The organism is Luteolibacter flavescens (assembly GCF_025950085.1).
Classification (GTDB): domain Bacteria; phylum Verrucomicrobiota; class Verrucomicrobiia; order Verrucomicrobiales; family Akkermansiaceae; genus Haloferula; species Haloferula flavescens.
The window spans coordinates 263,814-288,805 of sequence record NZ_JAPDDS010000006.1 but is presented as its reverse complement, the minus strand read 5'-3'; the positions used below and the strand labels follow the sequence as shown (position 1 = coordinate 288,805).

General features: G+C 63.3%; 12 protein-coding genes. 4 read left to right on the top strand and 8 right to left on the bottom strand.

What is annotated here, in order from left to right:
* Positions 1–27: 27 nt before the first annotated feature.
* From OKA04_RS13100 to OKA04_RS13080, 5 genes are read right to left on the bottom strand one after another with little or no spacing between them, the layout of a single operon-like run.
* Complete coding sequence (locus OKA04_RS13100) at positions 28–3,246, bottom strand: VIT domain-containing protein (RefSeq protein ID WP_264501622.1); 3,219 nt, start codon at positions 3,244–3,246, stop codon at positions 28–30.
* Positions 3,243–3,932, bottom strand: coding sequence for a hypothetical protein (locus OKA04_RS13095; RefSeq protein WP_264501621.1), 690 nt, complete (start codon positions 3,930–3,932; stop codon positions 3,243–3,245). The genes OKA04_RS13100 and OKA04_RS13095 overlap by 4 nt, the downstream gene beginning before the upstream one ends.
* Positions 3,933–3,941: 9 nt before the next feature.
* Positions 3,942–4,637, bottom strand: coding sequence for a hypothetical protein (locus OKA04_RS13090; protein ID WP_264501620.1), 696 nt, complete (start codon positions 4,635–4,637; stop codon positions 3,942–3,944).
* Positions 4,638–4,649: 12 nt separating this feature from the next.
* Positions 4,650–5,336 (bottom strand): hypothetical protein, encoded by a 687-nt coding sequence (locus OKA04_RS13085; RefSeq protein WP_264501619.1) that lies wholly within the window; start codon positions 5,334–5,336, stop codon positions 4,650–4,652.
* Positions 5,337–5,366: 30 nt separating this feature from the next.
* Positions 5,367–6,077, bottom strand: coding sequence for a hypothetical protein (locus tag OKA04_RS13080; RefSeq protein ID WP_264501618.1), 711 nt, complete (start codon positions 6,075–6,077; stop codon positions 5,367–5,369).
* A 278-nt stretch (positions 6,078–6,355) separates the two neighbouring features.
* Between OKA04_RS13080 and lysA the strand changes: the two genes are divergently transcribed.
* The gene (gene lysA, locus OKA04_RS13075) at positions 6,356–7,642 is read left to right on the top strand and encodes a diaminopimelate decarboxylase (protein WP_264501617.1); all 1,287 of its coding nucleotides are present in this window, start codon (positions 6,356–6,358) and stop codon (positions 7,640–7,642) included.
* A 142-nt stretch (positions 7,643–7,784) separates the two neighbouring features.
* Here lysA and OKA04_RS13070 read toward each other — a convergent pair whose 3' ends face one another.
* Positions 7,785–10,982: an NACHT domain-containing protein gene (locus OKA04_RS13070; RefSeq protein WP_264501616.1), complete on the bottom strand. Its 3,198-nt coding sequence runs from the start codon at positions 10,980–10,982 to the stop codon at positions 7,785–7,787.
* Between the two features lie 297 nt (positions 10,983–11,279).
* Here OKA04_RS13070 and OKA04_RS13065 point away from each other — a divergent pair, with 297 nt between their 5' ends.
* Positions 11,280–12,194, top strand: a complete 915-nt coding sequence (locus OKA04_RS13065) for a DMT family transporter (RefSeq protein ID WP_264501615.1) — start codon at positions 11,280–11,282, stop codon at positions 12,192–12,194.
* Between the two features lie 19 nt (positions 12,195–12,213).
* Here the strand turns inward: OKA04_RS13065 and OKA04_RS13060 are convergent, their stop codons facing one another.
* Positions 12,214–20,346 carry a tetratricopeptide repeat protein gene (locus OKA04_RS13060; protein WP_264501614.1) on the bottom strand — a complete coding sequence of 2,711 codons (8,133 nt, stop codon included), beginning with the start codon at positions 20,344–20,346 and terminating at the stop codon, positions 12,214–12,216.
* Positions 20,347–20,460: 114 nt separating this feature from the next.
* Entirely contained in the window at positions 20,461–22,545 is a 2,085-nt protein-coding gene (locus OKA04_RS13055; RefSeq protein ID WP_264501613.1) for a discoidin domain-containing protein, read from the bottom strand.
* A gap of 218 nt (positions 22,546–22,763) precedes the next feature.
* On the opposite strand from OKA04_RS13055, the gene wrbA reads away from it, so the two are divergent.
* Complete coding sequence (gene wrbA / locus OKA04_RS13050) at positions 22,764–23,363, top strand: NAD(P)H:quinone oxidoreductase (protein ID WP_264501612.1); 600 nt, start codon at positions 22,764–22,766, stop codon at positions 23,361–23,363.
* A gap of 55 nt (positions 23,364–23,418) precedes the next feature.
* Positions 23,419–24,903 carry an esterase/lipase family protein gene (locus tag OKA04_RS13045; protein WP_264501611.1) on the top strand — a complete coding sequence of 495 codons (1,485 nt, stop codon included), beginning with the start codon at positions 23,419–23,421 and terminating at the stop codon, positions 24,901–24,903.
* The last annotated feature ends 89 nt before the right edge of the window (positions 24,904–24,992 follow it).

Genomic DNA, 24,992 nt, shown 5'->3' with positions numbered 1-24,992 from the left:
CCGCATTCCAAGCCGGGAAACGCGCGCTCACTTTTCCGAAGCGGGCCGGAATTCGAATTCCAGATCGCTCACGACTTCCTGCTCCCCCGGGCCCACCCACTTCGTGATCCGCTCCGTCTTCTGCGAGTCCCGGCCCCAGTCCTTGTAAATCGCGATGCGATAGGTGGTGCCATTCTCGGACAGCACCCTCACCTGGTATCTGCCCGGCACGGCCCGGCGGATCGCGAACTCGGCGATACCGGGACCCGAGGTCAAACGTCCGCCGATCGGGCTCGGCGCCCACGTGCTCTCCAGCTTCCCGCCCGGGTGCAGCACCTGCAGTTCGGGCACGATCCCGGGGAACTCGGACTGGACGACGATGCGCAGGTCACAGGTCAGATTCCCCTCGAACTCCGGTATCCCTCCGTCATCGAGTCGATTGAGGTCGGTCAGCGCGATGACCGATCCACTCAACAAATTGTTCACTCCCACCACCCCTCCGAAACAGTTGGCGGCCTCACGCTCGCTGGCGGCTGTCTCAGCAAGGGCATACCCCACCGGCAGGGAGCGCTCCATCTCCGGCAGCTCTCGCAACAGGCGGGCGGCAGCCTCAGGCTGGCCGAACTCCATCAGCCAGAACGCCGCCGCCCGACCGCGGTCGCGCTCGGACAAGGTCGAGATCACCCGCAGCGCCAGTGCCTCATGCCCCGCGGCAAACAACCGGCGCGCCGCCTCGCTGTAAAACATGGGGACGCGTTGCTTCCCGTCCTTCGCTTCCAGGTAGGCCCGATACGGGTCGGCCCCTGCCTTGAGCTTTTCCTCGAATGCCGCGAGGTCCGCCATGCCCCCGTCGGACGGATGGGCCGGCATCATCACGACGGGCGAGCCTCCGGAAGAATTGCCAGCGCCGAAGGGATCACCCGATCCACTCCCCAGGGTGCTCAAACTTTCCCCAGCCAAGTCACCCGGCTCCTCCACCACAGGATCATCCGCTGCCGGATCGTGCGCCGGGGCGTCGAAAAAGGGGTCATCAGAGCCGCCGTAGGCATACGGATCGCCCTCCACCACCACCATGTCGCCGGGTCGCAGCTCGATGTCCTCGAAGCGCTTGCTGTAGGTATTGTAAACGGTCTTCCCGCTGTTCCGGTAGAGGGCCACCCGACCGAGCATGCCACCATCCCACAACGGACCGCCCGCCTGGGCCACTGAGTCAAGCAGCGTCAGCTTGCCCGCGGACTTCACCTGGCCGGGCCGGACGACCAGGCCGCGCACGGAGACGACCAGCGGCTTGCCCGCGGCAGGCGGCGCCACCGGTGTTTTGGGAATCCCCTTGCCCTCCTCGAAGAGCGCATCGACCTGCCCGACCCACTCCCGGTAGGCCGCGGCATCGGTCAGCGCATCCTTCCGCTCGATGAGTGCCAGCGCACGATCCCGCCAGCCCGTCACCGTAGCAAAGGAGGCCGCGTCGATCTCGTCCGCTTGGAAGACCTTCCCCACCGAGTCCTTCCAGATCCCGATCCGGCGGATGCGCGGGAGCAGCCCCACCTCCCGCCACGGGAATGACTGCCGATGCCAGGCCACCCGCGCCTTCCACTCGAAGATGAGACTGCGCACCTCCGCCCCCCGTCGCTTGGCAAGCTCGAGGTCATAGCGCTCCTTCAGATCCGGCTCCGGCGGCGGGATCTCGTAGGTGATGTGATCCTGGAATCGCTCCAGCACGATCAGCGAGGTCTCGTCGCTGACCAACCCGTGCTTCCGGCAGTGATCGATGATCGCGGAGCGGTCGCCCCCTTTTTCCAACTCCGCCAGCACGCCCTGTGCCCACAAGCGCCGCAGCAGGCCCTCGTCGGGAAGCGCGACGGGCACCGCCATCTGACGCCGCACACGCGTCTCTTTTCCCACGCCGTAGGAGATCTCCAGAATGCTGGCCGAGGTGGTCAGCCGGCCGCTGATCCGCACCGGCGCGCCCGGAGTCATGTCGCCCGCCGCGACTTGGAAATCCTTCACGCCATTCCCCGAGACGCCGGTCACGCGGAGCGGGAGCATCCGCAGCTTCCGCAGGGCGGTGGCCGTGTCTTCGGCATCCGCATTCACCACCGCACCGCCGGTGGCCTCGGCCCGCTCGGCAAGCGCCGGGGCCAGCGGCCCCGCCCCGCGGTGCAGCACCAGCAGCGGTGACTTGAGCAGGCCTGTCGTCGCGCCGCCCCAGGTCACCTCGCCATCACCGCAGTAGAGCACCAGATCCGAGTCGCCGCTCTCTATGCCGGCCAGCGAGGACGCGCCATCGTAGTCCACGGACTCCAGCAGCCTGCGGATCGCACTCCAGTCCCCGCCGCGGACCTCATGGACGCCCGCGTCCTCGACGTCATTCCGCAGCAGCTTCACCGCGACCTTCACCTCTCCCTGCGCGAGGAACCACTGGTCGAGCAACCGGAACATCGCCACGGGATCACGCCGGGCGCAGGACTCGGAGGCATCCCAGAAAAGACTGACCGCATGGGCGGGCACCCGGGCCTCGTCCGGCAGATCCGGGAAGACATCGCCGAGCAGGAAGACGGGATCATCCTTCCCCTCCACCAGCAGCTCCGGTCCGGCGGAAAATGGCACCGTGATCTCCATCTCCCCGTCCAGCCTCACGGCACTCGCCTTGGCCAGCCGCTTCCCCTTTCCATCCGCGACGAAGGAAACGGGCGTGGTGCCGGTCAGCTTCAGCCCCGCATCATCAGCGACGGCGACCCCGGCGCGGAATTCCTTCAGCAGCCCTGCGAATCTCAGCGGCACGCGGTAGCGATAGCTGTCCGCCCCTCGCGGCAGGTTCTCCACGTAGCCGATCCGCAGGCGCTTCGTGCCCTTCGCCGGTACGGGGAAGACGCGCGTACGATAGACATTTCCCGCCTGGCGCTCGACGATGCCGGGATCGATCATCTGGCGCTTGATCGTCTCGTAGGCGCGGCTCGCCCGCTCCTTCTCCACGGCCACGGCCTCGCGCAGCGCGCCATTCACCTCCAGCGCATAGCTGGAGACGGTCGCCCCCTCGGGCAGTGGCAGCGTGAATTCCCCCTCCACCATGCGGTCGGTATCATTGCGGAAGACCAGCTCCATCTCCGTCCGCGCCACACCGCCCGTCACCCGGATGTCCACCGCCGCCTCCTCGATCTCGAGGATCGTCTGCGTCCCCGCCACCGTCATCCGAGGCCCCTGTATCTGCGCCTGCAGGACGAGGCACGCCGAGAACCAACAACACAGGATACCAAGGATACGCTTCATTCGTTCGGATGGGGTAATACGTCCGCCTTCACGAAGACGAGCTGGCGGGTCGTCGCCGCAGGCACTGCCGCGGGCTTCGGGGTGAAGATGTTGAAGAGCTCGAATTTCCCGGCCAGCAACGTCAGCGCGCTCGACAGGCGCTTGGTCTCGAAGATGGGCCGCTTGATCGAAGCGTCGCCCCATTGGTCACGGAACTCCGTCCAGGTCACCAGCGATTCACGACTTACGGACTCGAAGGCCAACCTCAGGTCCACAATTTTGCCGCCACCCCCGATGGTCGGCTCGATTTCCAAGGTCGTCCCGGCGTTCCTGGTCTCGAACGACACACAGTCGGTCGGCCTCAGGGGAACAGGTATCACTAGTTTGGAGTCAAGGGGCACCATCGAGCCTCCCATGCTGGAGGGTTCATACTCCGTGGGATAGATCATCTCGGCAATCGATTCAACGAAAGCCCTTTCTCCACTGCGGCAGATGACGACACTCGTCTCCACGATCTCAGCACCTCCGGACGAGACAAGCGTCATCGCCCGCTCATGAAGCTCCTGACCGCCTGCTTTATCCGCAGTCGTCCACTTCGTCAGTTCGGCATGCGGCACCTCGATGACCTGGAGCATCACGCGAACATGCTGGGCCACCGCGCTTGTCGCGAGGGCCAGCATGAAAAGGAAAGCAGCACGTTTCGTCATGACAATCGGTTACTTGGCCAGTGGCAGCACCTCACATCGCACGAAGACCATCTGCCGCGTCGTGGCGGCAGGCATCGCCGCGGGCTTCGGAGTGAAGATGTTGAAGAGCTCGAATTTCCCGGACACCAGAGTCAGCGCACCCGTCAGGCGTTTCGTTTCGAAAATGGGCCGTTTGATCGAGGCCTCGCCCCATTGGTCACGATACTCCGTCCACGTCATCAGAGAGTCCTGATCCACCATCTCAAAGGAGAGCCTTAGATCGACGTGTTTCCCGCTCTCCGAGAGTGTCGCTTCGATTTCAATCGTCGTCCCCGCGTTCCGGGTCTCGAACGCATTGGCAAACAAGTTCGGCCAAGGTCTGGGAGAAAATGGAGCATTGGGATCGAAGACCAAAGGCTCCTTTGCAGGAGCAGCCATGTCCGACCCCTCATACTCGGTAGGAAAAATAACCTCGGCGATCGATTCCACCAAAGCCTTCTCCCCACTCCGGGCGAGGACCACATTCGTGTCCACGATCTCCGCCGCACCGGACGACGCCAGCTTCATCGCTCGCTCGTGAAGCTCTTCACCGCTTGCTTTTCCGGAGGACATCCACTTCGTCAGCTCCGCATGTGGCACCTCGATGACTTGCACGGTCACACGGGTCTGCCCGGCCATCGCGCTTGTCGCGAGGGCCAGCAGGGAGAGGACAGCGGCGCGCTTCATCATCGCAATCGGTCACTTGTCCCACGACAGCACCTCGCATCGGGCGAAGACCATCTGCCGGGTCGTGGCGGCAGGCACCGCCGCGGGCTTCGGGGTGAAGACGGTGCATAGCTCGAAGACGCCGGGGGCCAACGTGAGCGCGCCGGTCCATCTCCTCGTCTCAAACTCAGGCATCCGGACCGAGGCGTCTCCAAGTTCATCGACAAACTCCGACCACAGGGTCAAAGCCGGGAGATCAACCATATTGAAACGGAGGTTCAGGTAATACGTTTCCCCCTCATCGATCAGCGGCGCCACTTCCATCGAGGAGCCCGTATCACGGGTCTCCCATGAGGAAGTCATCCGATGAGCCAGAGTGAAATCGGGGAGCTTAAAAGCCGGATCCACGGGAGTGATTCCGACGTTGGTGGGAAGCTCGGGAGGCTCATACTCCGTCGGATAAATCCGCTCCCCGATCGTCTCCACCAGCGCTTTCTCACCCGTCCGGGCGATCACCACGCTCGTCTCCACAATCTGCGCCTCGCCAGTCTCCACCAGCTTCACAGCGCTTTCGTGAAGATCCGCACCTTTCACGATGCCCGCGCTGTTCCACTTCGTCAGCACCGCATGCGGCACCTCGATGACCTGCACCATCACGCGCAACTGGCGCGGCGCTTCCTGATGCGCCACGGCCATCGCCGGCAGCGCGAGCAGGGTCATGAATAGCATCCTCTTCATGGCCGGCGGCGGTCAGCGGCCCACGGTGAGCACATCGCAGCGGATGAAGACCATCAGCTTCCGCTTGAAGTCCGGGAAGCCATCCTCGCCCTTCGGCGACAGCGCCGCGACGAAGAGGGGCTGCCCGTCCATCAAGGTCGCCGCGGTCGTGAAACGCAGTGTGTACATCGTAGGCATGCGGACGGAGGCATCGCCGTACTTCCCCTTCCACTCCGCCCACGTCTCATTCCCCACGTGATAGACGATCTCCGGCGCGATCCGCAGGTCGATGATCTTCCCGTTCCCCGAGAGCGTCGGCTCGATCTCCAAGGTCGAGCCCAGATTGCGCGCCTCGAAGGAAGTCGGCGTGGGGCCGGTGGCGTGATCCTTGCCATCGGTCTTCACCTTCTCGCCGCTCTCCGTCGTGTGGATCTCGTTCGGAATCTCCGCGGGCTCGTACTCCGTCGGGTAGATGAATTCCTTGATCGACTCGGTCAGGGCCTTCTCCCCGCTGCGGGCGATACACAGCATCGTCTCCACCACGGTCGCCTTTCCCTCCTCGGTCAGCTTCGCCAGGTCCTGGCGGAGAGCGCTGTCGTCCGCGCCCTCGCGGGGCTTCAGCAGCAGCTTCGTCAGCGTCTCGTGCGAGACCTCGATGAATTCCGCCTGCACCCGCACCTGCCGGGGCAGATCCACGTTTTCACCGAGCGGATCGAATTCCGGCGTCGCCTCTTGGGCGAACACTGCGCCCGGGGTCAAAATCATCCACGCACCGGCCAGCACACATCGAAAGGAGGGAGATAGCATGGTCCGGATCTCAGGAGATCTGTCGTCGGATGGTCAAGCGCCAAGGTTCATCTGAATAAATGAGCCACATATGCGTTTCAGCAGGTTTCGCCCGCGATTTCCGGGGAACCCGCGTCGCCCCCGCCTGACGGGGGGCCGCCGGGGCATTTTTCCCGGCCCGCCAGTGCACGCACGCCGTCCTTGCCCGCGGGGCCGGGAGCGTTTACAGGCCGCCCATGCACGGATTCGCCTACCGCCATGGCTCGCTCCACTGCGAGGATGTCAATCTCCAGACCCTCGCCGACGAGCACGGCACCCCGCTCTACGTCTACTCCGCAAACACGATCCGCGACCACTACCGCAGGCTCGATGCCGCGCTCGGCGCGATCGACCACGAGGTGGCCTACGCCGTAAAGGCAAACTCGAATCTCTCCGTGCTGAAGCTGCTCGTGGACGAGCACGCCGGCTTTGACATCGTCTCCGGCGGCGAGCTTTTCCGCGTGATCAAGGCGGGCGGCGACCCGGCCAAGTGCACCTTCGCCGGCGTGGGCAAGACCCGCGCGGAGATCGAGTACGCGCTCCAGCAGGGCATCTACTCCTTCAATGTCGAGAGCGAGGAAGAGCTGCGCTACCTGAATGAAGTGGCCGCCGACCTCGGCGTCATCGCCCCGGCCGCCGTGCGCGTGAATCCGAACGTGGACGCGAAGACCCACAAGTACATCTCCACCGGCAAGTCCGAGAACAAGTTCGGCGTCGACTTCGATGCCATCAGCGACCTCTACGCCCGCGCCGCGAAGGAGCTGGCGCACGTGAAGCTCCGCGGCCTGCAGATGCACATCGGCTCGCAGCTCACCTCCATCCAGCCCTTCATCGAGGCCGTGGAAAAGGTCGCCCCGCTGGCCACCCACCTGAAGGTCACCCACGGCATCGAGTTCTGGTCCATCGGCGGCGGCATCGGCATCGTCTATCACGGCTCGCTGGACTCCGGCGACACCGGCTGGTGGGAGGGCAAGCCGGAGGGCGAGCGCCCGCTGACCATCGCCCAGTACGGCGAGGCCCTCGTCCCGCGCCTGGAGAATCTCGGCCTGAAGATCCTGCTCGAGCCCGGCCGCCTCATCGTGGGGAATGCCGGCGTGCTGCTCACCAAGTGCCTCTACGAGAAGCGCGGCAAGGCGAAGACCTTCAAGGTCGTGGACGCCGGCATGAATGACCTCATCCGCCCCGCCCTCTACGAAGGCCACCACGAGATCGCCCCGCTCAAGGAGCCCACCGGCGAAACCCGCAAGGTGGACGTCGTCGGCCCCATCTGCGAAAGCGGCGACTTCTTCTGCCAGGACCGCGAGCTCCCGGACTTCCAGCCCGGCGAGACCGTCGCCCTGCTCAGCGCCGGAGCCTACGGCTTCGCCATGGCCTCGAACTACAACTCCCGCCCCATGCCCGCCGAGATCCTCGTCGACGGCGACAGCGCCCGCGTCATCCGCAAGCGCCAGACGCTTGAGGATATCATCGCGGGGGAAGGCTGATCGACAACGAAACGAGCGAAACTCAAAGGCAGGAAAGGCAGATTAATTCCTGCCTTCCTGTCTTTTTTAGTCCACCAAACACGGCATCAACCGAAGGATTCTATCGCCCATCACTAACAAATTAATCCTCAATAAATAAAATTCATTTTTTCTTATCCCAACTTTTAACAACCCGATTCCCAGCCTCACCAAGCGAAGAAAGCATATAACGAATATTCTTCGGAAGCAGACTTCCATGAGCTTGGGATTGCACAATCATTTCCACCAACTTTTCGTCACTCCAAGGTGATCGACGGTACCAACCAAGTGTTATCGCTGCCACACACCTAGCTCCCTGTGCTGATTCATCCCATTGACGTTCATGCCATGGATCACACGCGCCCCAAAACTCGTCAGCAATAGAATCCCTTGGAAAAAGAGGCTGACTATAGAAAGCCCATGCAGCTTTCCTGACAAGCTCAGTCGCGCTTTCATGGCGCCAGATGTGAAACAGCCTTTGAATCAATTCTAACGACGTCGGCGCAGGCCAGATTCCGCTGTGGCCAAGCCAAGCGAGCGACCACGAGGCGGATTGGGCACTCGGCAGGTCCCCGGAATGGAGCATCTCTAGGAGACCTCCAAGAATATCCTGAGCGAAAGGCGTTAATACTTCAGCCGTCTTCGCCTCGCTTTCTCGACATTCAAATGCGGTCTGCATCAAAAGCAAAGCACAGCGAACCTTAACCTCTCTGTTACCTGCAATCAAATCACCGACAAGATCTCCGACAAATTCACGGTCCAGCAACTCAGACCTAGACCTCTTGATCTCAAATCGAAATATCTCACTAAGGGCAGACTCAAAATACGTCCAGTTATCACCCATCGAAAAATAGCACTCTTGAACCGTAGCTTTTAGCGCACCCCCGAATTTACCGTTAAATATCGACTCCAAAACTAGAGATGGCCTGCCCCTCCCAAGCTTCAGCGATATCTCTACCAATGCAGCCCTCAGAGCCCCCGGAGTAAGAGTAACCTCCTCAAGGATGCATTGCCCAAGTAATTTCACAGACGCCTTCGGTCGACTTCTAATCTCCGCCTCTTGACCCGCCTCTTCAGAGGAGCATTCCCTCAAAATCCTTCTTATAACGGCTTCAGCTTTTCGTCCGGCTAGAACCGAGGCAAGAGGAATCACCTCTTGCCAGCGCTCATCTTCCAAATGAGGTGACAAGACCTCGACTAGAGGTGCCTCATCATTACGACCGGGATACTGCTCAGAGACAAAGCCTTTTGCCGCTAGATATTCCTGAAACGTCAAGTGCCTAAATTCGTATACGGGTTGCAACTCCCCTTCCAGGCGCTGATAACCCGTCTGCATGAGCAGGCTACTTCTATACTCAATTCGCTGAATGAACTCACTCGGCGAAACCTTGGCGAACTGCAGTTCCGGCTCCATCTCTCTCGCTGCATCATTCAACAGACCAATAAGAGCAACATTTCCAATAAGCTGAATACCTCTCTGCATCATAGCACAAGCAACGTAAGACAGCCTCGCGAGAGTTTCCCGCTCATCAAGGGGAGCATATCCCTCAACGTTCCAAGTCCTCACCAGCACCCGAACCGCTTCGGAGTAAAGTTCTGCCCGAGATGGAGGAATCTCACCATTTGAACGCTTAACAACCAGCAACGTTGTTAGAAGAAGGGGGTTTTCGACCAAACTTCGAATATGCCGATTACCCCATATAACATCCGCAAGCTCCGAAGCCTCCCGACGCACATGTTCCGTATCAGCAACTACTTCAGAATGCCAACTTACACAAAGCCGCCTCACATCTTCGCCGTCCAATGGCGCGAGCGTGATCTGCTGGCATGTTCCAGCGATTACCCCAGCAATATCTCGGAACCCGGCAACTCTTGAAGTGACTACAAGCATCACGCCAGGAAACATTGCAACAAACGTTCGTAAATTTTGCGCAAAGGCCCGTCGGGACCCTTCCTCGGAAATTTCATCGAGTCCGTCTACCAACAAAAGAACCTTCCCCGCTCGTAATGCATCACTCACCCCATCTCGAAAGCACTTCGCCATGTCGTCCTTCATGTTGGCGAATGCAGAGATCCCATGCAATAATTCCAGAACGGGACGGTTAGACCTATCCCTCAGATCACGACACCGCAGATAAAGCGGCAACCAATCACGTTCAGGCAACCCATCTGCAACTTCAAGTCTACGATCCGGAAATGAGTATGCCGTTGCCAGCCTCTTTACAAGCGTGCTCTTACCACCTCCTGGACTGGCCAACACAGCCACATGCGACTCCCTCGACAGTAAATCCCCAATTGGCTCAACCACTACACCCGACTCAACCTCATCATCAATAAAGTCCAACTCATCAACCTCTTCGTATTTATCAATTTCATCTTCATCAACAGGAACATCATCAACAAAAATACCACTTAGACCAACACTAAACAACCCTATCTTATTTCGATCAGCGGCTTGCTTCTTATAAGTCGCTCTCAGTGGAACGAAAAGCCTTTCGAGCCGAAGTTTTGTAGCACTCAAGTCACTATCTGCAGGCAAACCATCCAACTGAATATAACCACACTCCTCTCCAAGCCATTTTTTATACTGATTGAAGGCATCTTCACGCAAATCACTCAGATCCAATTCCTCCGGAGGAGCCACATAAGATAGAGAACACATAATTCCACCGCTATTTTTATCGGCATCAATCACCGATGCGGCCACTGATTTAGCAAGGGGAGTTCCATCCGCATGAATAAAAACAAAATGGCTTAAATTTTTTCCACGAGAATAATAGACAGCCCACAAATACCCTGCCGAATAGCAGACTACCTCAGCCTTCTCAAATTGCACGCCACGCAGCCCATTCGCCGCAACACAACGGCCTGCAAATTCTGTTGCAGATTCTTTCTGAACAATCACTCGAGCCCGCTGAAGTTCGTCAACCACCTTAGATCCATCGAATAAAATCAGACCCTCGTTACCACTATCCTCTTCTTGTTTAATACCAGAACCAGTGAATCCGCTCAACGAGACAAAATAACCAGCAACAGATAGCGGTGCGTGCCTTGTACGCTCGCGTGTAAGCACGCCCAGAAACTTGTTCAAATCCCCTCCACCAATAACATTAGCATGGGCTTTGCATTCCGCTGCAAAACGCCTATTTTCAAAGCGATGATTACCCTGAAGATCCACCTCTCGCCCGGAAGTCGCAACATCAAGCTGTAAATTGTCATATCCTAAGCTAAAGAATAGATCTCTCACCAACCGTGTGAACAAATCACCGCTTTCATTGCTTGATCGTCCCAAGAGTCGTATGGGCAAGGGATTTTTCATCATGTATTTTTTTAGCAAATTTTCTCGAAAGAGGTTGAAGCAGACGTAAGAAGGGCATCCCGGCACCTCCCGGACAACCGAGGGAGGCGACCCTGTTAATCAGATGTTAAGAGGTATGAGCCACACGGCAAGCTTTCGATGAAGCTTTTCCAAAGATAGCATTTCGACTAGTAAATCATTTCGCGCTGTTCCCAAATTACGGACTCCGAACGGACTCGTCGATTCGGACTAGCAGTTCTACCTCTCAAGCATAAGCTGGCCTTTCGTCCTCCTGCGTTCAAGCCTCGGTGCCCCGCACCAGTGAAACACTACCTCCAGCTCCACCTGCTTGTCCTGCTGCTTGCGACCACGGCGATCCTGGGGGAGCTGATTTCGTTGCCAGCGGCGACGCTGGTGATCTGGCGGACGCTCTTTGCGGCGGTGGGGGCGGCGGCTTGGGTGGGGCTGGTGCGGCGGCGGCCACTGTGGCCGGGCAGGCGGGCGGCGCTCGCCTTCCTCGGCATCGGCTTCATCGTGGGGCTGCACTGGATCTGCTTCTTCGGCGCGATCAAGCTGTCGAATATCTCGGTCTGCCTGGCGGGCATGGCGACCATCTCGCTCTTCACGGCATTCACCGAGCCCTTCCTGGAGAAGCGGCGGGTGCGCCCATTCGAGGTGCTGCTGGGGCTGCTGGTGGTGGCGGGCATCGGGCTGGTCGCGGGCTTCGTCGGGCGGGAGCACTTGCTCGGGCTCGGCGTGGCGCTGATCAGCGCCTTCCTCGCCTCCGTCTTCCCGGTGCTGAACCGCCGCTTCGTCACGGGCGGCAGCGACCCGACGACGATGGTCGCGTGGGAAATGGTCGGTGCCTTCACAGCGGGCCTGGTGCTCTTCCCCTTCACCAGCGGCGGCGTGTCGCTCTTCGCCTGGCAGGGGTATGACTGGCTGTGGCTGCTGCTGCTCGCGTGGGTGTGCACGATCTTCGCCCACGGCTTTCACATCACGCTGCTGCGGCACCTGAGCGCCTACACGATGAATCTGGCGTTCAATTTCGAGCCGCTCTACGGGATCATCGCGGCGGCGCTTTTCTTCGGCGAGCACAAGGGGCTCCACCCGCTCTTCTACGCGGGCATGGCGACCATCCTGCTGGCAAACCTGCTGCACCCGCTGATCGTCCACCGGCTGCGGAAACGCCTGCCGCCGGAGGAGCCGGCCCATGCCGGTCCTCCGCACGTGTGAGGGTGGCCGCGTGGCGGGATCACCGATCCATCCCCGGCAGTCCTTCCATTGCCCGGCGGCGCATGTCCTCCTGGCTCCTCCTCATTTCCTCCCGCTGGAGTTCCATCAGTTGCTTGCGGGCTTCCATATCGAGCTTGCCGCCCGGTTCCTTGATCCGGGCCTGCAGTTGTTCCAGCCGGACCTTCTGCTCGGCGTCGAAGTCATCCCCGCGTTCGGCGATGTATTTCTCGATCCCCTGGTGGCTCTTCGCGGATGTGCCGGGCGTGAAGCGGGTCATCTCGAGGAATGTCTCCGGCTCCATGCGGGCCCTCACCTTCGGGTCATCCAGCAGCAGCAGGATGAGCCCGCTGTGAAGCATGGGAGACCGGGAGCGGTCCACCAGGGGCTTCAGCTCCTTGGAACGCGGATGCAGCACGCCGACGCGCAGCATCGGCAAGGAGCGAGGCTCCATGCCACGCCGCATGCGGGACGCGTCCACGATCTGCTGCGGCGTCATGTTCGCGAGCTTGCAGGCATCCAGGCCCGCCTTCAACGAGGCCTCGTCAGGGGAAGCGAGGTGGACCAGCAAGGCGGCCTCGGCGCGAATCACGGGATCGCTATAGGTGGCGGCAGCGGCGGCCACCGTGCGCATGACCGTGGCAAGCTCCGCGGGTATGATGGCATCGAGACGATTCGCCATGGCCCAGAAGCCGTGGCTGGCATGGATCACCATCGGCTGGACATAGGCATCGGACCGGCCATCCCGGGGTGCCTCGCGGATCGCCTTTGCAAAGGACTCGATCCCCGATGCATCTCCGGCGTGCAGACGCGACTGCGCCACGGCGAGGGCAAAGCTCCAAGACATCGCGCCCTCCTCCCGCGCCGGATTCCCCGCATCCCGGGCCGCGAAGGCGCCTTGGAAGGCCCGCGTCACCTGCTCGCCGGCGAACTCGTCGAGCGCTGGCACGTGCTCCCCGACCGCCTTCTGGATCAGGTCGAGATTCTGACACAGCATCATGCGATCCCGGGCGGAGAAGGTGGTGCGCCGCTTTTCATACTCCTCGGCAAGCTTCTCCAGCCGCTGCTCGCGGAGCACGGATGGCTTCCGGTCATCCTGGTCATCGAGGATGCCGGACAGGATCACCCTCAGTTGGAAGGCCTCCTTGGAATCCAGCGCGGCGAGCTTGCCGATCAGCCCCTCTGTCTCGGTCGAGAATCTGCGGGTGGAGGAGTAGTGGGGGCGCATGCTCGCTCCCTCACCCGGCAGCAGGGAGATCGCTTCCTTCACCCGGTCCTTGCGCAGGAGATGCAGCATCAGGTCGGTATCACCCGCGAGTCCCATCCGCGACGCCGCGCCCCAGCGGGTGATGAGCTCGTCATCATCCAGGGCGATCAGCAGCGAACTCACCTGAGCCGGGGGAAAGATGCGTTTGAATTTCCCCTGGTGAAGCTTTGCCAGCACGAAGCGGAGCACCGCTGCCGTCTCGGCGGGATGCACGGGAGGCGGCGGGGTCGCCCCGGGGGCGTTTGCGGCGGGATTTCTCCGCGGATACTGGACGGAGCTCCATAGCTCCAGCACGCCATTGGCCATCTCATCCCCGGAGGTCTCCGGCAGCACCTTCAGCCCGGCGAGCCACTGGGGTGTCTGCTTCATGATCTCCGCAGCATTGTCCATCCGGGAGAGCTTCCTGAAGATGTCCTCCACGATCATCGCCAGCTCATCGGGCGTGGCACCGGCGGCTTTCATCGCCTCTACCAGGCCGACCGCGTGGAGACCGCTGCTGCGGCTCTTCGAGTCGCGGTTCAGTGTCTCGATATCGAGCAGCCAGCCGAGCGTATGCCGGGTCAGCGGGCTGGCATCGGCGGCTTTCGTAGAAGCCGTGATCCACTCCTCATCCTGACGCCGTGCCAGATGGAAATTGCGGCGCACCGGCAGCAGCACTCTCAATTGCATGCGCGCCGAGAGCTTCGCGATCCGGCCCCACGTATCGGGACTGATGCCCGGCCCGCCCGAGAACTGGGACCATACCCGCAGGAAAGGATCTTCATGGGTGGCCTCGGCAGGAGGGATGGGAGCGCCCCACAGCTCTTCCGCCACCATGAGACTGTCGAAGAGCGCATCGGGATCGCGACCGCCATACTGCAGGTAGCCGGACATGAATGAACTGAATTCCTTGCTGGCGTCTCCTTTCCCTTTCGCGGAGCGCCAGAAGGCGATGATTTCCGCGGCGAGCTTCTTGTCATCTGCCGCGATTGGCCCGACCAATTGCCCGACGTCCACTCCGTTCTTCGGAGCCTGTCCCGTCGCCTTCATCTGGTCAAAGCTCTGGCGGACGGCTCTCACGCGCTTCTCACGATCTTCATCCAGACGCTTGCCGAGCATCTCGGTGGCCTGTTTCGGCAGGTCCCTCAGATCCCTCTCGCTGAGGCCCACGGTCAGCCTCCGCAAGACACCCTCGCGAACTTCCGCCGGGAGCTTCGCCAGCTCCGGGGCGGCCAGCTTCACCGCCTTCTTCGACAACTCGCGATCCTGGGAAAAGCGCATGACCCGGATCACCTCGGTGAACGACGCATCCTCGTCATTCATCACGCGAGCGGCTTCGTCCACCTGTTGAGCCGTTTGCCGGGGGACGCGGTGGACGGCATCCGCGAAGATCCAGGAGAATCGCAGCCGCGGCTCGGATTCACCCGGCAATGTGATGGTCTGCCATTGCCCGAGCTGCAGGGCATCGCGCAAGCCGGTGCCAGGCAGCAGCTCCCACTTTTCCTTGGCCGGCCCGGCCAATTCCGCCTGCCAAAGCCGCGCCAGATCATTCGCAGGATTGCTGGAGGAGAGCTGGAGCTTCCAGGAGGCGAACAGCTTGAGCACCGACACATAGGTCGCGCTGTCCAGGGTGGCCGCCGCACCGAGGATCGCCGTGGCGGCCATGGGGAGGGTCCTGTCCTCGCCCGAGAGATCCCAGCCCTTGCGCGGCCCTGCGGCGTATTCCAGCCATGTCAGGATCTGCTTGTCGATGGACTTGTCCTTGTCGGCGTCCATCAGGCTCTGCCGAATCACGAGGCTCAGGGCCCTGGACACCGAGTGGACTTTCTTCTCGCGGAACATCTTCTCCAGCAGCTTGTCGCGACCGGGCAGCCGGGCGGCCCGCATCATCTCCGCCCCGTGCTTGGCGAAGGGGACATCGTTCTCCCGGTAGGTGTCGCCCCCGTTATCGAACAAGCCGGGGAAGTCGGTCGCACGCTTCGTAGACAGAAAGGTGGCGAGCCACCCGGCCATCTCCGGATCCACGGCCTTCAGGCTTTCCATGAATGCAGGCGGGAAGACCGCGTCGTCTCCCCTCTCACCCGCCGCCTGCACGAGCAGCTCGATCGAGGCAGGAGCATTCTGCATCCTCTGCATGAGATCCGGGCTGCCGAAATTCACGGCGTAGGCGCCGCTTAGCAGAGCCCGTCGGGCGGCGTCCTCCACCACGGCGGGCTCGCTGGCATTCCTCGTGGAATACATCGACCGGAAGGCAGCCTCCGCGCTCTTCGGATGAGTGAGCGCGAGCTTGCAAAAGCGATCATAGAGCTCCTTGCGGAGAACGGTGTCTCCGCCGCTTCGCGAGAGATTCTCAGCCAGGGCCACGACGGCCTGACCCGACCAGGAAAGATCCACACCCGGTCGCTCCGCCCAATCCGCGAGCAAGGTGAACCGGCTCAAGTTTTCCCGGCTCCGCTTGTCGGAGATGACGTCACGAACCTCCGTCCAGAAATCCGGGCGGGATGAAATCTCGTCCAGCTCGCGGAAGGCTTCGGCCCGGTCCGATGTGCGCATCGCCAGCTCGGCGGACCACCGTGTCTCCCAGGGCCGCCGTTTCCGGAGATCCGTGACGATGGCGAGTGCGCGCTCCTCGTTCTTCACTGCGTCCAGGAGATCGAGCAGGGCCATGCGGCGCGTGAGCCCGGCATCCTCCGGCAGGGTCATCCGCTCGATGGCGCGATTGAGGATGCCAGCCTTTCCAAAGGGCTGGATCAATTGGTCCACGGTTGCCGCCCCCGTCATCGCGCCCAGCGCGGCCTCCCAGAGCAAGTCCGTCGCCTCACGGATGGCGGCCTCCTTGTCCCCCATGCTGGAGATCCGGTTGATCTGGCTGCTTTGGATCGCCGGGCCGGAAATGAAGGACGCCAGATGAGACGGCGCACCCCAGCGACCGGTGGCCTGCGACACCGGCACTGCACGCATGAAGCCCCTCTGCCTGCCCACCTGCGAGTTGATGACTGGACCCCGGGGGAGGTTATGGGACGGGACTCGCTTCATCAGCACTCCGGCGCGCTGCATCTCCTCGGGAGTGGGTTCCCTCATCCTTCCCTGCACCTGCCCGTGCTGGAGCAGCATGGACAGGGCCTCGAGAGCCAGCCGGGGCTCCGAGTCATCCGCGCTGATCTTGCGCAGCTCGCGCTCCAGCCCCGCCGGGTCCGCCTTGCGATCCCAGTGCCTGAGCTTCAACCGGATCAGACCGCTTTTCTGACCGGACGGTGCGTCCGCGGGCAGGGCAGCCAGCTCCTTGTCGATCTTCTGGCGAAGCCCATCGCGACCCATGCCCTCCCACGCGAGGCATCTCAAGACCGGCGACTGGATCCGGGCGATCAGCGAATCAACGGCGGCCCGGCCTTTCGCCTTTTCCCATCGGGCCAATGCGGGGCCGATCCCGACGAGATTGGCACCCATGACGACGTCCTCCACGACCTGATTTCCGCCCAGCGAAAGTTGCAGGCTTGCGAGGAAGTCATCCTCGCGTCCCTCGAAGATCGCATGCCGTGCGCGCAGGACATGGCGCTGCATGACGAGGTCCGGCTCCTGACCGCGCTCCGCCTTGTCCAGCAGGGAGATCATCCGGTCCAGCTTCACCACTTCGGCACGATCCACCTCTTCCGCGCCTTCCAAGTTCGTCATGAGTGCTTGCGACGCGGTCAGAAGCTGAGCCCCGGCAAATGGCTCTCCCCATGTCGCGGCATCAAGCTGCTCCAGCCATGCCAGCGTCGCGTCATCGTAGCTTCCCTTTTGCAGGCGGAGGAAGAGGCCGAGATTCGCCGGCACGGGTGGCTGGCGCTGGAGCAGGGAATCGATCTGCGCGGGCTTCAACGTGCGAATCTGTTGGCCGTTCAACAGCAGCTCCGCCCCGAGGGGATTGGCAGGGAAGCGATCCAGGAACGCCAACGCATCGAAATTGAGCCTGTAGCCGCTTTCCACGATCACCGCATCGACCTGCCGCCAGTCCTCGACAGAGCTGGATCGCAGGCCGGGAATCACGGCTCCGATCTTCTCCCAGGCACCTTCTTCGCAGACCATCGCGAGCCGGATCATCCGGGCCGGCAATTGGCGCTTGGCCTCCGCCAGGGAGCTAGGGATCGCGACACTGCGCAGAAGGTCCACACCTGACCTCCGCTGCAGCCGGATGTGCTGCAGGTATTCGATCACCCCGAGGCCGATCCCCTCGGGATACTGGCTTTCGGCCGGGTCGGGCGGCTCCGCCATTACCTTCACGAAGTGATCCAGCGCCTCGGCCTCGCGGCCGTCCGCCTCCAGCAGCATCCCCATGATGAAGTGGGCGCGGGCGTCGAGGATCGCCGGGTCCAGCGATTCGAGCAGCGCAATCGCTTCCCCGATGTAGCCGCGCAGGGCCGTGGTGAGGACGCTCTGCTCCAGCTCGCGCAGATCGAGTGCATCACCGACGAGCAGCGCCTTCAGGTCGCGCATGCCGCCGCGGATGTCGCCGCACCGCAGCTTCGCCAGGGCATGCTGCCGGGCCGACTCCATGCCGGGCACGAGCCTCACCAGCTCCTCGTAGCGCGCCAGAGCGCGGTCGCGGCGGCCATGCTTCTCCTCCAGTCGCGCCAGTCGCGAAACGAGTGCCACATCCCGCGGCGAACCGGCCACCGCTTTCACCAGCATCTCCAGCTCCTGCTCGCGCTCACCGGAGGCACCGGCCAGGTCCGCGAGCGCCACCAGCGGACCGGGCGACGCGGGATCACGGCGCACCCGCTCTTCCAAGCGGGCCTTCAGGTCGGAGAGGCGGTCGCCATCCATCGAGAGGCGGATGATCTCCCTGAGCCAGCCGGACCGGATGGCGGGATCGTCCGACTTGTCGTGGAACTGCCACGCGAGCTCGAGCGCTCCGGAGCCATCGGCGTCACGGGCCAGCAAAGAGAACAATGCGCGGGCGACATCCTCGTCGGCGTCGAAACGCGCGGCCGCTCGCCTCAGCAATGCCACGCCATCCTCCACATTTCCGGCAGCCGCCAGCAGGCTGGCTTCCTTCATCCAGGGTCCCGGCATGTCCGGGCTGCGCTCGCGCCAGGCACGTGCCACTGCCAGCGCGCCAGCCTGATCGCCCGCCGCCGACTTCGCGTCCAGAAGCTCGGCATGGTAGGCAGGGCTGGTCCCGCCGGATGCCTCCAGCATCGCGACCAGCTCCGGCCACTTCGAATGCTCGCGGAGAAGCCTCAGCCGCATCTCTCGCTCCAGGGCATCCCCCGGAACGAGCGCCGGAAGCGGCTTGCCCGACTCCGCAACGAGGGCCGCCCGCAGGCAACGGTCGCCCGTGGTCTCCGCCAGATCCTTCAGCGCATCTTCCCGATGGCGCTCCACGGCGCGCAGCCATCCATTCACGGCGACCTGCAATTCATCCGGCCTCGTGGCACCCGATGCCAGCTCGCGATAGATCGCCCGCGCCTCGTCATGGCGGTCCTGCATCATCGCAATGTCGGCGCGTGCGGTCTGGAAATTCGTCTCGCCGGAGAAGCGCTCGCGCACCTCCTCCAGCAGCGTACGCGCCGCGTCCTTTTCCCCTGCACCGGCGAGGGCATGGGCAGCGTCGATGCGGTCCTGCGACGAATCCCGGCGACCGATCTCCCGCCAGACGTCGAGAGCATCCTTCTCACGGCGGGTGGAGCGCAGGTGCTTCGCGAGTTCACGCAGCGCCTGACCGCCCGACTCGCCGGTGGCCGCGGCGCGCCATTGCTTCTCCGACTCCGCGGGGAGCCCGTAGCGGGCATAGAGACCGGCGAGGCCCACCTTCCTGGCGGGATCCGCAGCGGCGATCACGCCATCGAGCGCCTTCTTCACCTCGTCCTTCTTGTCCAGGCGGAAGGCGAGATCGGCCAGCCGCAGGCCGCCTTCCTCCGACTTCTCCTCGGCGGAAATGAGCGCGCACTCGTCATAGGCCTGCTGCACCTGCATGTCCCGCTCCAGCAGGGAGACGCGCTGCCAGCGCGCATCGCGGTCGCCGGGCGAGCGCTTCAAAACTTCATCCAGCACCGTCAGCGCCTCGCCCGTGCGGCCCGCCAATGCGAGTGCCTGGGCCTGCGCGCGGCGGAGATTCAGCCGGGCCGGATGCACCCCTGCCCATGTGGTGATCTGAGTCACCCAGCCGAGCGTATCGCCACGCCGCTGGTAGGACTGCTCCGCCCGGGCCAGCGCCTCGCGCTCCAGCCATGAGCCGTCGCCCGACTTCGCCAGCACGTTGCCAAGCTCGGCCACCGACTCATCAAGGCGGCCCGACGAAAGCAGGAGCTCGGCCTTCTTCAGCGTGGCCATCGCCTTCACGTAGGCATCGTCGGTGGCATCCTGCCACTTCGCGCAGTAGTCGAGAGCCAGGTCGTAGCGGCCCTCGCGGCGGGTCAGCTCGGTCAGATCCTCCAGCAGTCCCTTGTCCCCGGGTGCGGAATCCACCGCCTTCTTCCAATGGGCCAGCGCCTCGTCCACGCGGTCGGCACGCAGGCAGGCGAGGCCGGCCAGCTTCAGCGCCTCGGGCATCTGCTTGTCGCGCGGCGGCACGGCGAGGGCGTCCTTCTCGGCGGCGGCGAAGTCCTTCTTGGCCACCAGCAACTTCGCGCGAGCCAGCCTGAGCCACGCCGCCGTGGGCTCGGCGGCGATCGCCTTTCCGAAGGCGGACAGCGCCTCTTCTTCCTTCCCGGCAGCCAGCCACTCGCGACCGAGGATCGCCCACGCGCCCGCCTCCCCTGCCTCCGCGCGTTCAAGCAACTCGGCCTCCAGCTCCGCCGCAGGCTTCTCCTCCAGCCACGCATCGCGGAATCTCTGGAAGAGTGCCTCGCTCTCCGGACGCTTGCGCAGCGCCTCATGATATCCCGCCGCCCTGCCCGGCATTTCACCGGCAGTCACCGGCAGCATTCCACAGAACAAGAGAAACCACGCGCGAGTCATGCCATCTCCATACGTGCTGCGGGCGACCGCCACACGTGAATTTCTTGTAAAGAAACCGGGATTCTCCTCGCGGAAACGACCTCAATTTATTCCGAAAATCTCCACTTCGGCGATGCGCGCGGTGCTGTCGGCTCCGGCGTCGTCGATGGTGACCTTGAAATAGCGGGCCTTCACCGGAGACAGGTCGATGTCGGTGACATTGTGGAGGTTGCCTGTCACCTTGTGGACCTGTTTCCATGACTTCCCGTCCATGCTGGACTGGATCGTGAAAGCGCGGGAATTCCGGCTTTCCTCCGCACCGCCGTCACCCGCGTGCCGGATCACGTAGCGGCGGACTTCCTTCGGCGCGCCGAAGTCGAAGCCGAGCCAGCGCTTGTCCTTCTCCGCGGTGGACCAGTGCGTGGAGGGCGAGCCGTCCATGGCCAGCGCGGCGTCACCCGCGCCCGCTTTCACAACGGTCTCCGGCGCGAGGCAGAGATTGTAGGGCACGCCTTCCGCCTGGTTCATCAGGTTGAAGTAGTGGTCCGCCCGGACGAGGCTGATCTTGCCCGGATACTCGCGCTCGAGCTGTTCCTGCAGCGCGAGCACGCGCTCCGGGCGCATCTTCCACGCCTCGACCTGGTAGCTGAGGAAGAGCGGCGACTTCCCGTCCCACTCGCGGATCCTCTCCACCATGGTGCCGTGCATGTGCTCGTTCGACCCGGCGTAGGGGATGACCAGCTTGTCAAAGCGCAGCCGCCCGTTTTGCACGCCGCCCGCGACCTCCGGCACATCCTTGAAGTTCTGCACGGTCGCGCCGTAGAGATTGCGGCAGTGCTTTTCGTACGATGCGCGCTGCATCGGCGTCATGTCGTCCCAGATGGTCGCCACGCGCAGGCCGGAGCGCTGGAGATAGGTCTCCGTCATCCGCGAGTATCCATCCATGCGGGCGGGCTCGGTGAGCTTCGGCCCGATGGGCGCGCCGGGCTCGGTGAGGGTATTCACTGGCATCAGGTAGCCCATGCCGGAGGGACCGGTGACGAAGCAGTCCTGCGAAGTCGCATGGGCATAGTAGTAATTCAGCATCCCCGGCGCGATGTCCACCAGGCCGGGCGCGATGGTCCAATTCAGCGGCACCTTCCCGCGCACCTCCGACGAGCCGTCCCAGGCCTGCCGCATCGCGTGCTGCACGTACTGGATATTGTCGCCGTCGCTGATGAAAACGGAGATGTACACCTTGTTCTCAAGCGCGGGCATCCTCGGCACCGGCGGCACCGTGATGCGCGGGTCCGTACCGGCATAGACGCTGCCGCTGACGAAGAAGTCCGCGGGCAAGGTGCCGATGCCGAATTCCGTCGCGAGCGGGATGCCCGTGCGCTCCGTGGAATACCAGCCCAGCGCGATGCCGTCCCCCGCCTTCATGTCGCGGAAGAAGGTCCGCAGCACGTCGCGCTGCTTGTCATTCTGCGTGTCCAGCCACACCACCGCGGCACCGGTCGCCGCCGCGATGTCGCGCGTGTGGTGGTAGTCGCCACCGCCGCGCTGGTCGTGCGGCTTCGCATTCACGATCACGCGCCGGTCGCACTTCGGCCAGTAGTGCTTGTGCATGTGGGCGTAGAGCTCCATCGGCGATGGCAGGTCGAGGCCGGTCAGATCCTCCACCACCTTCAGATCGATGCCCGCCGCCTTCATGTCGGCCATCACCTCCCGCGTCACCGGCAGGGCACGCTGGATGCCCGCGGCGGTCCCGGCGAGATTGCGGAAATGCGGGTTCTTCGAGGGATCGTAGAGGACGACGCCCGTCACCTCGCCCGCATACTTTTTCACCAGGTCCCACTTCGCCTCGCGCGGCAGGGGCTCGGCCATGCCGAGTTTCAGGGTCTTCGGCCAGGTGTCCCGGCCTTCTCCCGAGCGCTCGTCGAGCAGGAGGATGCGCGGCTGCTTGCGATTCACCTGACCCTGAAGGGCGGAAAAAGTGATCTGCTCGTCCTTCGACAAAGCCTGCACCACGATGGTGTCCAGCTTCTCCGCCGGAGCCGCGAAGATCGGCAGCGCCTGACCCTTCGGCCACGACAGGCCCTCGGACGGCTGCTGCGCCGCCGGATAGGGCGCGTAGCGGCTGGCCTGCGCATGTCCCGCTCCCGGCAGCAGCGCCAGGCTTCCCATCAGTAGTCCGATCTTTCGCATGTTGGAGATGAATGGCTGGCGTTGTCCAATGAGCCGGGGGAATGCCCGCTACGTCTTGCCCGGCGAGATTGTTTCACTGGTGGACTCCGTTCCACAAAAGAATCAGACATGCGGACGGGGCCATGCGTTTCCCGCATGCTGAGGCTTCCGAGAGGCTATTTCCCGCGCCCGCGGATTTCTGTCACGCTGCTTCCCGTTATCCCAAAATCAATACCGTCATGACCAAGCTCCTCGTCCTCTACTACTCCACCTACGGCCACATCGAAACCATGGCAAACGCCGTCGCCGAAGGCGCGCGCACCGTGGATGGCGTGGAAGTCACCCTCAAGCGCGTCCCGGAAACCATGCCGCCGGAAGTCGCCGCCGCCTATGGCGCTAAGCTCGACCAGGCCGCACCCGTCGCCGACCCGAAGGAGCTGGGTCAATACGACGCGATCATCTTCGGCACGCCCACCCGCTTCGGCAACATGGCCGCGCAGATGCGGAACTTCCTCGACCAGACCGGCAAGCTGTGGATGGAAGGCGCGCTCGTCGGCAAGGTCGGCAGCGTCTTCGCCAGCACCGGCACCGGCGGCGGTAACGAGTCCACCATCCTCACCTTCATCCCCACCCTGCTCCACCACGGCATGGTCTATGTGGGCCTGCCCTATGCCGCACCGGAGCTGACCGACATCAGCGAGGTCCGCGGTGGCAGCCCCTACGGCGCGGCTACCATCGCCGGTGCCGATGGCTCGCGCCAGCCGAGCGAGAAGGAGCTCTCGCTCGCCCGCTTCCAGGGCAAGCACGTCGCCGGCATCGCTGCGAAGCTGAAGGCCTGAGGAGTGCCGAGGTCCCGTCGACACAAGTCGACGGGACACTTCATCCACCACCGGCATGCGCCTCCTCCCCGCCGTCCTGATCGCCCTCGCCGTGGCCGCCTGTGCCCCGGCGAGGCTTGAGCGCATTGCCGAGAAGCAACGCCGCGCCGCCGTCTCGCCAACCGACCTGCACCGGGCGCTGGAGGGAGCGCAGGACGCCGCGGCGAAGCGCGCGCTGGGCGAGTGGCTGGCAGGCGCGCCGCGAGGAGAAAGCACGGTCGATGGCTACACGGTCCGCTTTCACCAGGGCGGAGAAGGCATCTATGCGGCGGACTACTTCGACCGGCTGGAGCCTGCCTCCCGCTACAAGGTGACGGGGCTGGCGCACCATCAGGTGGATGGCATCGGCATCCCGCTCACCGGCTATCGCGAGAATCGCCACCGGCAAGCCATAGAGCGCTGGTACCCGCCGGAGGCCATCACGCGTGCCGTGACCGCGGTCGCGGTGAGGAAGGGCGCGCGCGAAATCGAGATCCGCCTCCACGACCGGCTGAAGACCGAGAGCATCATGCTCGCCGGCAAGCGGCAGACGCTCGCTGGCGACTTCACCGTGCCATGGACGGCGATGCTGGAGCACACGCGGCCGCTCGCGCAGTCGGGCATCACCGCGGTGATCCGCAAGAAGTCGCTGCGCGAGTCCGGCTTCGCGCTCGTGGAGGAGTACGATCCGAAGCGCACGCCGGTCATCTGCATCCACGGCCTCTTTTCCACGCCGCTCGCCTGGGCCGAGCTGACCAATGAGCTGTGGGCGGACCCCGCCATCCGCAGCCGCTACCAGGTGTGGCACTACCTCTACCCGACCAATGCCCCGGCGCTCTACTCGGCCCGCATCATGCGCGGGCAGCTCGACGAGCTGAGAAAGCACCTCGATCCCGAGGGCGACGATCCCGCGATGCGGCGCAGCGTGGTGATCGCGCACAGCAATGGCGGCCTGCTCGCGAAGTCGCTGGCCGTCGATCCCCGTGATGCCTTCTGGGATGCCGTCTTCACCCGCCCGCTGTCCTCGCTCGACCTCACCCACGACGAGCGACGCACGCTGGACGAGGCCTTCTACTGGAAACCTCGTACTCACGTGGACCGCGTCATCTTCTGCTCCGTCCCCTTCCGCGGGAGCAACTGGGCGAACTCGTGGCTGGGCCGCTTCGGCCAGCGCTTCGTGGCACAGGACGACCGCTTCCAGGATTTCTTCCGCGGCATCGAGAAGAAGAACCCGGGCATGCTCCAGCCCGACTACGAATCACTCACGCGCGGCAAGGTCACCAGCCTCATCGCGCTCTCGCCGAAGCAGCGGTCCATGGAAATCTTCGACCGCCTGCCGCTGGTGAAGGGCACCGCCGGTCACGTCATCACCGGCTCGCGCGATCTCTTCGTCGCGCCGTCCAGCTCCAGCCTGCCGGGAGCGGAGTCATCCTTCGAGGTGCCTGCCGGTCACGGGTCATTCCACCACTCGCAGGCGATCGAGGAGATCAAGCGAATCCTGCTTCTGCCGGAGGCGCGCTGAGGCGGTATTTCTCACGATCCCTCACCATGCCATTTGCACTCGGGCCGGTTGCGTGCGAAGCTGTTAGTGGTGAAAAGCGATCCTCCCCC

What these genes read in the sequence shown, in the direction of transcription:
- lysA (WP_264501617.1), top strand. Translation starts at nt 6,356, where the DNA reads ATGCACGGATTCGCCTACCGCCATGGCTCGCTCCACTGCGAGGATGTC.
- OKA04_RS13100 (WP_264501622.1), bottom strand. Translation starts at nt 3,246, where the DNA reads ATGAAGCGTATCCTTGGTATCCTGTGTTGTTGGTTCTCGGCGTGCCTC.
- OKA04_RS13070 (WP_264501616.1), bottom strand. Translation starts at nt 10,982, where the DNA reads ATGATGAAAAATCCCTTGCCCATACGACTCTTGGGACGATCAAGCAAT.
- OKA04_RS13090 (WP_264501620.1), bottom strand. Translation starts at nt 4,637, where the DNA reads ATGAAGCGCGCCGCTGTCCTCTCCCTGCTGGCCCTCGCGACAAGCGCG.
- OKA04_RS13085 (WP_264501619.1), bottom strand. Translation starts at nt 5,336, where the DNA reads ATGACCCTGCTCGCGCTGCCGGCGATGGCCGTGGCGCATCAGGAAGCG.
- OKA04_RS13045 (WP_264501611.1), top strand. Translation starts at nt 23,419, where the DNA reads ATGCGCCTCCTCCCCGCCGTCCTGATCGCCCTCGCCGTGGCCGCCTGT.
- wrbA (WP_264501612.1), top strand. Translation starts at nt 22,764, where the DNA reads ATGACCAAGCTCCTCGTCCTCTACTACTCCACCTACGGCCACATCGAA.
- OKA04_RS13060 (WP_264501614.1), bottom strand. Translation starts at nt 20,346, where the DNA reads ATGCTGCCGGTGACTGCCGGTGAAATGCCGGGCAGGGCGGCGGGATAT.
- OKA04_RS13095 (WP_264501621.1), bottom strand. Translation starts at nt 3,932, where the DNA reads ATGACGAAACGTGCTGCTTTCCTTTTCATGCTGGCCCTCGCGACAAGC.
- OKA04_RS13055 (WP_264501613.1), bottom strand. Translation starts at nt 22,545, where the DNA reads ATGCGAAAGATCGGACTACTGATGGGAAGCCTGGCGCTGCTGCCGGGA.